Consider the following 14,538-nt stretch of genomic DNA (forward strand, 5'->3'; position numbering starts at 1 on the left):
TCTATTCTTCCCCGGCAAATAAACCCAGTATATCGCTTACTTTATCAGCGTCCGCAGACTCCACCAGATACAGTACATCTCCATTTATACTCCATTTTGCCGTTGGCAGGTAAGGCAGTTTGTTTTCCTTACCGATCGTATTGGCCTCATGATAGGAATCGCAAAATAAGATCGTGATTTTAACCGGATCTTTTTCTTTTACAGAAACAAACCTGCAGCCATCATGGATACAATCTGATTTCTTCCAGCTGCGCCATTCAAAAGGAGCAGCAACAAGCACTTCATCTATCCGGTTCAAAAAATATTCCATGCGTTTTGCATTGGGATGATTGATGGAAAGTACAATGGTATTTTTCATGTTAAATGCTGTTAAATTACCTGGGTTATATTACTACTAATATGCTTATAACGAAATTGAAAAATGATGCTTGTATCTATATACATTCAATCGCTTTAACTGAGTACTATTTTAATTGACATGCCACCTCTGCATTAAGCATGTCGTATAAAGATAAAAGCCCACCTTGCATGCACCTACTGCTTGCCTCTAGCTATCAGATGATTTTTCATTGGAAGGAAAAGGTTTAATAAATATATCTTGATGTGGAAACTGAATGCTGTTCGTTTTAAATGCGTTTTGAATAGCAATGATTAATTCGCTTTTTACAAAATTACCTGCAAAAGGTGTGGATGTCCAAAAGAAAAGCTGCAGCCTGATAGAGCTTGAATCAAAATCTGATATCAGTACAAAAGGTGTTGGATTCTTTAAAATACTATCCTGATCAGCGACCAGATCTAAAAGTATTTTTCTTGCTGATTCGAGGTCTGTACCATAAGCCACCCCTATAACTATTTGTGTGCGGCGGTTCATACCCCTTTCGTGTGTCCAGTTAGTTACATTATCATTTAATATTTCACCATTGGGTATGATCACCTTTGATCCTTCAATCGTTAATAGTGTACTGCTGCGAAAACCTATTGATTTAATAGTACCTTTCTGACCTTTTATTTCAACAAAATCCCCAACGTTAACTGGTTTTTCGAATGTAAGTATAATACCACTGACCAGATTCTGCACCAGTGACTGAAGCCCGAAACCAATTCCGACGCCTAATGCACCCAGTACAAACGTAGCCTTATCTAAAGGTATGCCAGCAGCAGCAAAGGCTACTAATAAGCCCGTAACAATAATGGTGATACGTATCAGCAATATCCAGCTTCCCAGGGTCGGCCTTCTGTTATCTGCAGCAGATGCAGATATGTCTGCTCCAAAGAAAGATATAATCTTTGATACAATTGCAGCAACAAGCAGAATTACGATGAATAAAGCAACGCTGTAAATAGAAAAGCTATAATTACCGATATGAATTTCTGAATGTATAAAATCGGTTACAGGCTGTGTGACAAAATTAAATTCATAAAAATTCCGGGCAAAAACAATGAACCATCCGATCACAAGCAACGCGTATAAAAAAAAGGGTGCTTTGTGACCAATAACACTAAAGTTTATATAAAATAAGCGTCTCTCGGGCGTACGAAACATTCGGGATGCTAATGATAACCCTTCATTGATGAGCCTGACTGTCCACAGAAATGAAATGGCTATAATCAAATTAATAAAACCGCTTGTCAATAATGACTTTGATATATTAAATCTGCCGTACATGTTAGCAGCAATAGACGCCGTTTCTATGATGATAATAAATATAATAAAGTATACGGTCGATTTTTCCCGCAACTCTTCCCTTCTCTTTTTTGATGCTATGAATGCTGCTAACGACAAACCTGCCGAGGCAATCGCCAACATGATCCATCTTTCAGTCATTGAAGCCTGCAAAATCAAATTATTGCCGCATGCAAGTAAAAACAGCATCCACATTAATAACCAGAAACACATCCAATACTTCGTGATATAATTCATATATATAATTGTGAGACAGAAAGTAGATACTACCCACAACAAGCAGTTGAATATAAAAGGCGGATTAGGAAAAATAAACTGAAAAATATTTATTACAATCATCAGAGCGGAAAGTAACGGATATTTTATCACCAACTGATCGGAAAAATCTGACCGGATCAAGTGTTCATTCTGTGCTTTCCTTTTGAGTGAAGAAATAAAATAAACCGACATACTAATAAATATCAACAGCAAGATCACACGGCCACTATTATTAGCAGCGTAGTATTTAAGCGTTAGTGAATCTTTCTCTAAAGACTGGTATATAATTTCATGAAAGGGCCGCTCAGGTATTGACGGCTCCCATAAGTAATTCATTTCCTTCTCAAACGATCTGCTGGAAAGTTCTATTTCACTTTGTTCAATATGATCCAGGGCAGCCATTATTTCAAATACCGTATAATCGATCTGCTCCTTTAGTTTTTGCAACCTGTTAATGGATTGCTCCAACGCATTATTCACCGGACGTACTTCTCTGCTTATAACAGACAGTCTTTGCAGGTGGCCTCTCAATCGTACGGAGTCTTCTGAAACGATGAACAGGGCTGGGGCACTGCTCAAAGAGTCTATGTCATTCCTGCAATCAACCAGTTTATGTTTGTATATATTGATTTTAACTTTCCGGGCATTGAGTTCATTTAATAATTCCCACAATATTTTTGAAGTTACTGTAAGATTTCGATGCGTCTGTATTGTACCTTTATTTGAAAATACACCATCACCGGCGATTATATATTTTTTTTGTATATCATCAATCTGGATCTGCCATGCTGCTGTATCCATATCACTTTTCAGATATTGTTTTGCGATACGTGCAGCCTGTAAAACTTTTTCTAATGCAAGCTCCTGATTCAGTACGAGCTTGTCTTCGTTAAATTGTTCTGCACGCTTGCCTGCTTCGTCCTTTATCAATGATTTTTGGTATAAGAGTTCCTCTTGTAGAGCCGTATCCGGTTTAGCTGAAAGCGTTTGGCCAGATGCGGCTATCATTAAAAATTGTACAGCAACAATGAGAAGAAACCTATTCATACGTTATTCTTTATATGATCTTTTTATTCGTATACTCTTTACATTTAAATTAATCTTCGCTGGTAACATATCCAATAAAAAAGACCGATTTTAACGACCGGTCTTTTTATCAGATGGATTATTAGCAGGTACATGCCTACGTTTAATTCTTACAGCGTATTTCTATTTGCTTAATTTAGTAAGTGTACTATACGTTTCAAGCGTTCCTTTTTTATATGTTTCAGAACGAACAAGGCCTATTCCATATGCATACCATTCAATCAAAACATAATCGTAATTGAGATTTACTCCTGCTATCGTTGTTATTGAATGAACCTTTGTTGAAATTTTGTAACAGTCAAATGTTCCCGCGGGAACTGTAACAGATTCTTTAGCCTGCACCAGACGTTCTGTTATTTCGTATAATAATTTTCCCACTTTTGTTCCATCACTGTCAAGCTCGGCACTTAATTTACCATTATTAAGCTTAGCCCCTACTTCCAGTACGTTAGGAAATAATAACAGATCCTGATTTATAATCCTGAATTCTCCGTTCCTGTATGATTCCAATTGCTTTTCGGAAACCACAGACTCCATATCAATCAAGGCTTCACCGTTTCTGCACTTCAGTGTTAAATCTGCTGAAGCAAGCTGCTTATCTTTTTCATCATAGCTTGTCTTCTTCAATTGGCCTGTAAGTACTGAATCTCCGGCAGAAATATCAGAGAGTATAAAAGTAGTATGCCCGGCCTGTTTGCCTTTTTTATTGTAATCAGAAAATTCATGGGTTGCACCTTCTTTAAACGTATAAAGCACGTTTTCGCATTGCTGCTGCGCTTTTACCAGGTAACATATGCTGCAAATGCATATACATACTGACAATATTTTTTTCATAGGTGAAGGGTGGAATGATGAATAGATGAATAAAAAAAGGGCCGGTAATATACCGGCCCTCATAGTATAAAATTATAGTGCTTTGATGGCAGCAATAGCCGCTTCGATCACATCATCTTTGTCTGTATCTGCAGGATTAATGAACTTAAGTACATCCGGCGGAATACCATTTTCATAGAGGTTTCCATCCATATCCCATGTTTGTGTAACAGAGAATCTGTATGTCCAGCCGTTTGGCAGTTGCCCGCCATTCGGAAGTCCCATACCACCACCTGTTGTATCGCCCATTACTGTAACATGCGGCAAGCTACGCATCGCGGTGGTAAAGAATGAGCCGGAGCTGAATGTTCCTCTATCCGTTAGCAGATATACAGGCTTGGTATATTTCGTACCGTCAGAAGGTTTGATCTTAATATCTTCTAATGCCGTAAAATCGTTGTGGCCTTTACCTTCTTTGATACGCGTTCTGTATACGGTAGATTCGCTGCCCATGAAGTGCGACACAAGTCTGGTCATGTCTGTTGCTGCACCGCCGCCATTCTGACGGACATCAATAATAAGGCCCTTCGTATCTTTATACCGGTTTAATATGAAATCAATCTGATCGTCTGTCATCGTGCCCGGGAAAGTCGAGAAAATAATATAACCTACATCTGTACCGCCGCCAACGAAATTATGCTGAAAAGGTGAGTTCAGATAGCCATCCTGGCCGATATAATGCTCATATACCACCCGTGGTGTTATATTCTGCGGGCCTTTCCAGTCAAAATGATAATCAGAGATATTGAAATCAGAAAGAAGGTTTACGTGTCCGTCTTTTAATTCATTCAGCATATTGCCCATTACAATAAACTGATCTTCCTTACTCATGCCATCGGTTATCTGTGCGCGATACGTATCGTGTATAGCGTTCCAGTCAATATTGTTGATTTCAAAAAATGAATATTTTTCGTCACACTGTTTCCACAGATATTCAAAATTTTCTACCGGGTCATCTGTTTTCAGATCTTTTTCAATAAATATCTTTTCGCATGAAAAGAATATCGTACTTGATAATAAAGCGAGTATGTATATAATTTTTTTCATGATATTATTTCAGTTTAAGCACTAATGAAACTAAAAAAATGTGATTGGCCATCTGGAACTGGTCGTATTTTTTTCCGGATAATAACAGGTCCCAATCGTATGTAAACCGCAGAATGTTGTTATTAAAAATTGCCTGCTCATACATCAGGTTCGTTGAAAGGCGCAGTCCGCTGAACGCCTGGAATTCATATCCTTTAAATAGTGATGGCTTAGGATTGCCATCTAAACCTGCAGTACTTGTATAGATATAACCGTTTCTGAACGTATTATTCATAACCGGTAAATTCAATTGAAAGAAGGTATTTCTGTATCGCGGATTAAACTTTAAAAACCAGATCTTTTTTTGTTCGGTAAGCACTATCTGGTGTGATGCTTTTATGCTTAAAAATAATGTAGTAAATATTTCCGCACCTAAGGTATTGTTCTGCAGTTTTTGATTAATTCTCAGATCGCCCCAGGCATCGAAGGTACCACCCACTTTAATATTTAATTTATCACTTGAGAGCGGGTTGATTTTCCAAAGCATGCTATAACGGACAGACGCTGATTTGAGCTTGCTTACTATTAACTGATCTGAACGGTCATATCGGTATGTTCCTGCACTGTATCTTGCCTGGATGAACATATCCTTTTTATCAGATGGCCGATCTACAAAAACAGAGATTGTTTTAGCTGTACCTTTATAAAATAAAGGCGAAGTTGCAAAATCTCTGAAACTGCTGATATTATTACCAAGTCCCAGGCCAGCATACAAAGGCCTTTTAGGTTTAACATTTGCTGAATCTTTTTCAACAGAAATGGATTCGGCAAACGATGTATTCAACATTCCAGCACTCAGGAACATGAATAATGCGATTTGTTTTTTCATTAGCGCGAATTAAAAGTTAAAATTTTAGTTTGTATCAGGCATTAAAATAGTACATGATTGCATACACAAATCACATTACAAAACGAATAGAAAGAGATTGTAAAAGTATTCCTATCTAAACAAATATATAGATTAAAAATATTTATTGTATATCTGCAACATATATTTTTAACGAAAAATATTGTAGTATTCTTTTAATGTTATATTATATTTTTTTGCTATAAAATCATCCCACAAGTACAGCATAATTCATTTAATACTTATTTTTTTACTTGCTTAACCAATACACATTGGTGGAAGAAACGCAGCATTCATTTACAAAATACAAAACGATACGCCTGCGGAATGGAACTCACCAAAGGTCTGTGTTTACAGGGCATAACGTGTTGTCCACTATATTCCGGAGACAAGAATAAAAAGTGCGCGAAGGTGATGCATCATTTATAAGTGGTGAGATTATTAGTGTATACATTAATCTCGGAGTAATGTAAACATGCAATAATAAATGTTACGGTATACCCGGGCTATTGTTTATAGAATTACAGACTGAAAAAATTGTGGTGAAAATGCACGTAACTTTCAACGATGAATCATAACAACGCGTTTCTTTTTGCCTAGATCCCGGTTTCCTTTTGAAGGAACGGAAGTGTGATAATGAATGTGGCGCCGTTACCTTTGCTGCTGTCTGCCAAAATCGTTCCCCCATGCCGTTCTACTATTTTTTTACAAAGCGATAATCCCAAACCCGTGCCTTCGTATTTATCTTTAGAATTCAGGCGGGTGAACGTTTCAAATATCTGTCCGGCCTGATCCGGTTCAAAACCAATTCCATTATCCTGTACTGAAATACGAACAACGTTCATGCTCTGTTCCGTCATGTTTTCTGATACAATCGTTATCTGGGGCGACACACCAGCTCTGGCAAATTTAATGGAGTTATTAATGAGGTTGTAGAAGAGCTGATAAAGTAATACAGGCGCACCTTCCAGTACCGGAAGATTTTTATATTGAATGACGCCTTGTGTTTTTTGCAAAGGAATTTCCAGGTCAGTTTCAATATTTTTAAGCACATTGTTGAGATCAACAGGTTCAGGTTTCTGTTTAGATGCATTGATTGTTGAGTAAGCCAGTACCCCATCAATCATATTTGACATGCGGTTTGTAGCCACATTTATTTTTTCAATGAACCGTATTGCAGATTCATCCAGCTTATCTTTAAGCTGATCTTCCAGCCGTCCGGCAAACGTTTTTATTTTTCGAACCGGCTCTTTTAAATCATGTGAAGCAACGTGTGCAAACTGCTGCAGGTCCTCATTAGAGCGTTGCAGTTCTTTGGTACGTTCTGCAACAAGGCGCTCAAGTTTTGTGGTTATTGTTTTTTGTTCGTGAATATCGGTACATGTGCCAAACCATTTTGTAATGACACCCGTTTTATCTTTTATCGGCAATGCTTTACTCAAAAACCAGCGGTATTCTCCTGTTTCTGCGCTCTTCATCCGTAGCTCAATTTGATATGGTGTACCTTTCTTTACACTTCCATACCAACAATCCAGCACTTCCTGCACATCATCCGGATGCATGACAGGCACCCAGCTCTTATCGCCAAATGCTTTTCCATCAAAACCGGTATATTCATACCAGCGCTTATTGTAATAATCAATAAAACCATCCGAACTTCCTGTCCAGATAATCTGTGGCACAAGATCAGCCAGCTGGCTGAACTTTTCTTCACTCTCTTTTATAATTGCCTGCATCTCTTTTTCCGCAGTAATATCAGCGGCAGATCCAAACCATTCAATAATATTGCCTTGCTCGTCGAGTATAGGGATAGCTCTTGAGAAGGTCCAGCCTATAGTTCCGTCTGCCTTTAATACCCGGTGTTCCAGTTCAAATATCCGCTTGCCTTCAATAGCGGCAGCCGCGGTGGCCTTGACAAGCGCGCGGTCTTCACGATATGTATACGTTTCGACCCAATCGGCCATGGCTGTGCCGGCAGGGGTAAGAAAATCGCGTCCTTCAAGTTCACGCATAACCGTCCAGTCTGCATTCATGCGGTATACAACGTCTGATGAAGCATTCACCAGTGCCCGGAAACGGCTCTCGCTTTCTTCAAGCTTTTTACGGGCAACAACCTGCTCTGTAACATCGATGGCTACCTGAATCATGCCTGTTATGCGTCCGTCTTCCTTTAACGGACGATAAGCGATGTTATAATAATAATCCTCCATCATGCCCGTACGTTTATGCGACACACGTACTTCTGACTGGTCAAACGGGATACCTTCTCTATATACCTTTTCAACCTGCTCCCAGATGTATTGCCCTTTCAGCTCCGGCATCAGAGTAAGCAGCGGTATACCCACAATGTTTTCTTCGTGCCCTAATAATTTAAGCATAGACGTGTTCACCTGTTCAATCACCAGATTATCGCCCATCAGTACCAGTGTAGGAGCCGGGGTCTGGTCAATCATAGATTTCAGGCGGGCTCCGCTCGCTTCAATCTGCTTACGCCATTTCACCCGTTCTGTAACATCAACACCTATGCTGAGGATACCATCAATCTTACCGGTATTGTCATACAGTGCTTTCAGTGAAAAGGAATAATAACCATCTTTTACAACACCCTCTTTTTTAAAGGTGATAGGTATTTCTGAATAATTAGCAATACCCCCGTGTTCGTAAATATCTTTTACCAGCGTGATCATTCCCTGTGCTTCCAGTTCCGGCGCGGCTTCAGCAATGGGTTTGCCAATAATATCGTTACCCTTGTTCCAGTATTGCTGGGTAAGTTCATTTGCAATTTCAATGACCAGATCGTTCCCCCGGAACAACGTTGCAGCTACTGGTGCTTCCTGAAGCAGGTTACGGAAACGTGCTTCACTTTGCTTGAGATTTTCTTCTATACGTTTTATATCTGTAATGTCACGGGTTGTTCCTGCGATTGCTTCTACTTCTCCGCTTTCATTTAAAACCGGTACAAGGATATAATCGTACATGCGGCTGCCTAATTCCGCATGCGGAAAAGAAACTGTTCCGCGTATGGATTTTTTCGTAGCTTTTATTTCATCTATTTCACGTTCATGCATCTGTGCATGCCACTCTTCATACCCATTCTCCCGCAAGCCTTTTCCGATAGCTTCTTCCGCGGTTTTACCCCACATAGTGAGCAAGGCTTTATTGGCATACGTAAAACTATAATCGAGCCCGAACACATACACCAGATCAGGTGTATTGTTGGTAATGGAATTATAGAGACGCTCCTGCTTCTCTGCTGCATGCAGCGCTGCATTCAAAGAGATCTCTCCCTGTTTTGCCTCCGTTATATTTTCAAGTGTTACCACCAGCAGATCACCTTGCTTCACAGCGGTAAACCGAAACCAATAGTCCCCCCCGCTGACAACATAGGCCCATTCAAAGTTCGCCGTGATACCTGTTTCGGCAACTTGAATAAATTTCCCCAGAATATCATTTTCCTTTGCCATAGGAAAAACATTCGTATACAGTTTTCCTTTGTAATCTACATCACCAACCCAATTAAGAATGTACTTGTTGAACAGCAGAATTGAAAAATCATCTATTTTACCTTTATCGTTGCAGACGGATTGCATTACTGCAATACCATTTGCAGCAGAGTCAAATACCAACTGAAAAAGATCTTTATTTTCTGTTAAATCCATTTGTTCGTTTTATGCTTTATAGCCAAAATAAAACTGCCGGTATTTGCCGGCGAAGTTGAATACGGATATAAACGCAGCTCCTTTAAAATTAATCAGAAGATACAAATTTATGATCAATCATAACAATATTTAAACGGCATGACTGAAAAAATAAATGTTAGTTCATATCTCTATACTGTTCGAAAAATTTCATATCAGGCTCAAAAATCGTTTTAGGTGTAACACCCAACTCAACGTTTTCAAACATTTCAACTAATTTGTCTCCATCAATTAATTCCAGTTTGATATTGGATTTTTCAATTTCAATGGCATTTTTTGAAAAAGAACCAGTAGTAATTATTAATCCTTTTTCAACACTGCGTTTATTTGTTTCCATCACTCCAATAAACGCCTGAACCTTTTCTGTAGGAACTGTACCCTGATAACGCTTGCATTGAAAAAATACACTTAAGCTAACAAACGGATTTATTTTTAAGGTCGCATATCCATCAATACCTCCATCGTTAGAACGCTGAGTAATTTCTACATTTTCAAAATTATATTCTTTTAATAACCGTCCACATAAATGTTCAAACCCAACTGCAGATATGCTTTGCAATACTTCAATAAGTGATGGTTTTATAACAGCCTGCCCTTCTTCCAGTTCATTTGTTTCCTGTGCTTGCACAACTTCTTGTGTTGCTTTTTCAATTGGGTCCTTATTTTCTCTTAGATCCTGAAATATCTTAACCCATTTAAGAAAAATATCATGCGCCTGAGCATCGTTTAATTTTGTAGTCCAGCCTTTTGATGTTAATGTCCAGACGCCATGCTTTGAAGAATCTAATAAACCATCCCATACCAAATATTGTCTTGCCCAGGCAATTTGATTCGGGAATTTTAACTGGCCGGACTTTTCATATCGTGCATTTAAAATATTTTCCGAAATTTTATATGTTTCTCCTATCCATGAGGCTATTTCCCTAGGTTTAGCAGAACCTCCTAAAGCTTTCAATGCCTCTAATACAGGACCAAACCATTTTATAAATTCAGCCTGACTACTTTTTTTCTTGCTCATAACTGATTTTAATCATAGCATCCATTATTATTAATAAATTAGATTAACATTTTACGCTGCTATATTCATTCCATTTATAAATGTATTTACGAAATCTTTAATCCGTTGTAAAATTCTATTGCTAATGTCTTTTGCCTGCAAAGCACTAGGCCTTCCTTCATTTCGCAATTTTAAGATTTCATCCCTCAAAGGTTCCTGTTCAGAAAATAAGTAACCTTCGATAAGGTGCTGTGTACGTTCAGCAGAAAGATTCTCATCCTGCACTAACTCATCAAACGCTTTTTGCTGCTCTTCGTTCCAGAACCTCGTAAACTCATCCACGATATCTTCGGCTTCAACAATCTTGGACATATTTTCTTTGATGAATTTTTCAATTAATTCTCTCTTACTGCGAAGTGAAACTTCAGTATTAAGCAGATTGAAAATTTCTTTTTCAACTTCTTCTTTATCTTTTTTACCTTTCTTCACTTTAAGTTTAAATAAGAGTTGTACGATGTAAGAAACATTGATCGTGTCTTTTTTGATCAGCTCTAATTCAAAATCAATATCATCCAGAATAGATGTTTTTTCTTTATCAGATTTATGAACAATACTGTCCTTTAAATCCTGATATTTGCTACTGTAATCTAAAAAACTCTGCTCCTCAATTTCAAGATCATCCCAGGTAAATTCTGTATAATGACTCATTTTCTTATGTAGCCGAATCATATTTCTGAAAGCCAGAATAAACTTCAGCTGGTCTTCTTCTGTATATAAATCATCGACTGAATCTACATTGGGAACTATTGCTTTTAATTGATTTACGGCTTTATTAAACTCTTCCACATAGGTTTCATAAGGCGCTACGATTACTTCATCAATTGCTTCCCGATTGCTGAACAACGTTATCGCTTCGTCTGTTTTATCTTTCAGATTCCGAAAGCAAACAATATTTCCCTGGGTCTTATTTTTATCATGCGTTCGGTTTGTTCGGCTAAATGCTTGTATCAATCCATGATATTGAAGATTTTTGTCAACATAAAGTGTATTGAGATATTTGCTATCAAAACCGGTAAGAAACATATTGGCCACTAATAAAATATCCATCTCATTATTTTTTGCCTTCTTAGCTACGTCGTTATAATACGTGTAAAAACTTTGAGAGTCTTTTGTACTATGAGCCGTATCATATAGCTGATTAAAATCTCCTATATAAGCATCTAATAATTCCCGTCTGTGTGGTGGAAGGCCATATAATGCTTTTGGCTCTTCAACCACACTTAATTCCGTTTTAATTTCATAATCCAATGGATCTTCGTTTTGAGCAAAGCTAAAAATGGTTATAATCTTCAGTTGATGTTCTCCTGCCTTTTTCATTGCTTTTAGTATTTCATAGTACTGGATCACTGAATCAATATCCTGTACACACATCATTGCACAATATTTGCCCTGCTGCGTTTTTTGTTTATGATGTTGCAAAATGTAATTTACAATTGCTTCTTTGCGTTCAGGAGCTTCAAATACTTCTGTTTCATTGATCTGTTCTATCTTTAAATCAACGATGTGCTCTTTTTGTTTAAAGGTTTGAATATACTCTACCGAAAAACGCAAAACATTTTCATCACGTATTGCATCCGTAATCACATATTTATGCAAACATTTACCAAACAAGCTTGCTGTAGTTTTTTCACCGTTGGCATTCTCTACCAATATTGGAGTACCAGTAAAACCAAATAACTGAATATTGGTAAAATAACTTACGATATTTTTATGAGTATCTCCAAACTGACTTCTATGGCATTCATCAAAAATGAAAACCATGCGTTGATCTTGCATGGCTTTCATTTTATAAATATTTTTACCCGAAATTGCGTTATTTAATTTCTGAATCGTAGTAACAATAATACGTTCCGCAGGATCATTAAACTTTTTAATAAGATCATCTGTATTACCAACACTGCTTACACACCCTTGACTAAACTTTTCATATTCCTGATTCGTCTGATAATCCAGATCTTTCCTATCCACCACAAACACCACTTTTTTGATGGCAGGAATATTTGAAAGTATCTGACTTGCTTTAAAACTGGTAAGGGTTTTACCGCTACCTGTAGTATGCCAGATGTAACCGTTTTTGTTTATATCATAACCATTGAGTACTTCATTTTCCTTTACCTTTTTAATAATATTTTCTACTGCGAAATATTGGTAAGGACGCAAAACCATGAGCTTCTTCTCTGTCTCATGAAGAACGATGTACTTACATATCATTTTACTGATATGACAGGGTTCTAAAAATGTATCTGTAAAACCATTTAGAATATTATTAAGCGGTTTATTGTTTTCGTCTGTCCAGTGAAACGTCTGCAAATATTCCTGCTTGTGTATTCCAAAATTTCCGAAGTATTTTGTATTAACACCATTGCTGATCACAAATAACTGTACAAAATGATATAGACCATGGCCTGAACCAAAGCTATGTTTTCTGTAGCGATCTATCTGGTTAAATGCTTCTTTTAATTCCAGGCCTCTTCTCTTAAGTTCTATCTGAACCAACGGCAAGCCATTAATTAATAAGGTAACATCATACCGGTTCAGATATCTGCCTTCCTGCGATAATTGATTTGTTACTTGGTATTCATTCTGACACCAATAGTCTGTATTAAGAAATTCAAAATACAGATTATCGCCATTATCTCTTATAATATGTTGTCTTTGTCGAAGTATTTTAGCTTTTTCAAAAACAGAGCCCTTATTTACAATATTTAAGACCTTATCAAACTCGGCTTTTGAAAAAGTAATTTTATTGTGCTTTTCAAGCTGCTTTTTCAGATTAAGCAGCAATGCGTCTTCATTTGGCAAAATTACTTTTTCATAGCCCAGTTTGTGCAATTGAATAAGTAATTGTTCCTCTAATATTTGTTCCGATTGTTTAGACATCTTTAGTATAAAAATTATGCTCAAAAGATAAACAAACTATTTGACTCACTCAAAAAATAATTGGAAACAGCTATAAATTTTTTATATAATACCCGGATTTAGTTCAATCCAGGTATTATACAATGCATAATATTACTTCAATGCTTTAAACATCTGATCAATGGCTTTTTTCTTCTGCTCCAGATTAGGATGCACATACAGGTTCAATGTAGTGCTGATATTGGAATGACCTAACAGCACACTCACCGTTTTATAATCACATTTGCTTTCAATACATCGGGTGGCAAAGCTATGCCGAAGGCCATGAAATTTAAGATCAGGCAAAGCCAGTTCTTTCATCAATTTTTTATAATAACTTCTATACGTTCTGGGTTCTGTTGGTTTTACATCATTGGTTAGAACAAAAAAAGAATTATTGATAATTTTCTTCACGGGTTTAAGCATTTTTAACAGATCACCGCTCATAGGAATTTCACGGATTGAATTTTTAGTTTTAGGTGTATCCAGCATAAGTTCTGTCTTACGCATTCCATCTTCTATGTTATAAATTCGCTGTATTGTTCTGCGGATATGGATAATTCCTCTTTCAGTATCTACATCTTCCCAAGTTAAAGCACATATCTCTCCTATCCGGATACCTGCACTCAGACAAATGTATATACCCAAATTTCGAAAAGTAAAATGCTCCTGAACATAATGCATTACTTTCCGTTGATCGCCTCTGCTCAATACTTCTATCGTTTGCTTTTCTCTTTGTGTCGGAAACTGAATATCGAACGGATGATATGTTAACCATTTGTTTTTAGCTCCGAATTTGAGCACCATTTTTAAAACAATCAACATATCTTTGATTGTTTTCTGGCTCAGTCCCTGTTGCAATTTCTGAAATACAAAAGTTTGTACTTCTACCTCTTCAACAACATATTTATTCCCGAACACAGGTAATAAATGATTTTCAAGTAACAGCATATATGCTGAAAAGCTTGATTTTTTAACATACATTTTTTTGTCTGCTTTCCACAAGTGGATAATCTCTTCAATTCTCTTCTGCTCATTCATGAATCTATTT

Annotated in this window: 9 protein-coding genes; all 9 read right to left on the minus strand. The window is 37.2% G+C overall.

Annotation, left to right across the window (positions count from 1 at the left end; genetic code table 11):
* Position 1: 1 nt before the first annotated feature.
* Complete coding sequence (locus CHU_RS16250) at positions 2–358, minus strand: hypothetical protein (RefSeq protein WP_011586686.1); 357 nt, start codon at positions 356–358, stop codon at positions 2–4.
* A 189-nt stretch (positions 359–547) separates the two neighbouring features.
* On the minus strand, positions 548–2,989 hold the full coding sequence (locus CHU_RS16255; RefSeq protein WP_011586687.1) for a mechanosensitive ion channel family protein: 2,442 nt from the start codon (positions 2,987–2,989) through the stop codon (positions 548–550).
* Positions 2,990–3,151: 162 nt separating this feature from the next.
* Positions 3,152–3,862 carry a TapB family protein gene (locus CHU_RS16260; RefSeq protein ID WP_143144180.1) on the minus strand — a complete coding sequence of 237 codons (711 nt, stop codon included), beginning with the start codon at positions 3,860–3,862 and terminating at the stop codon, positions 3,152–3,154.
* A gap of 72 nt (positions 3,863–3,934) precedes the next feature.
* The gene (locus CHU_RS16265; protein WP_011586689.1) at positions 3,935–4,948 is read right to left on the minus strand and encodes a S41 family peptidase; all 1,014 of its coding nucleotides are present in this window, start codon (positions 4,946–4,948) and stop codon (positions 3,935–3,937) included.
* A gap of 4 nt (positions 4,949–4,952) precedes the next feature.
* The gene (locus CHU_RS16270) at positions 4,953–5,816 is read right to left on the minus strand and encodes a hypothetical protein (RefSeq protein ID WP_011586690.1); all 864 of its coding nucleotides are present in this window, start codon (positions 5,814–5,816) and stop codon (positions 4,953–4,955) included.
* A 614-nt stretch (positions 5,817–6,430) separates the two neighbouring features.
* A complete protein-coding gene (locus tag CHU_RS16275) occupies positions 6,431–9,493 on the minus strand; it encodes a PAS domain S-box protein (RefSeq protein WP_011586691.1) in 3,063 nt (1,020 codons plus the stop codon).
* A gap of 157 nt (positions 9,494–9,650) precedes the next feature.
* A complete protein-coding gene (locus tag CHU_RS16280) occupies positions 9,651–10,550 on the minus strand; it encodes an Mrr restriction system protein (RefSeq protein WP_011586692.1) in 900 nt (299 codons plus the stop codon).
* A gap of 51 nt (positions 10,551–10,601) precedes the next feature.
* Positions 10,602–13,469, minus strand: coding sequence for a type I restriction endonuclease subunit R (locus CHU_RS16285; RefSeq protein ID WP_041932458.1), 2,868 nt, complete (start codon positions 13,467–13,469; stop codon positions 10,602–10,604).
* A gap of 132 nt (positions 13,470–13,601) precedes the next feature.
* Positions 13,602–14,528: a tyrosine-type recombinase/integrase gene (locus CHU_RS16290; RefSeq protein ID WP_011586694.1), complete on the minus strand. Its 927-nt coding sequence runs from the start codon at positions 14,526–14,528 to the stop codon at positions 13,602–13,604.
* Between the last annotated feature and the right edge of the window lie 10 nt (positions 14,529–14,538).

This window comes from Cytophaga hutchinsonii ATCC 33406 (assembly GCF_000014145.1).
In the GTDB taxonomy this organism is placed as follows: Bacteria; Bacteroidota; Bacteroidia; order Cytophagales; family Cytophagaceae; genus Cytophaga; species Cytophaga hutchinsonii.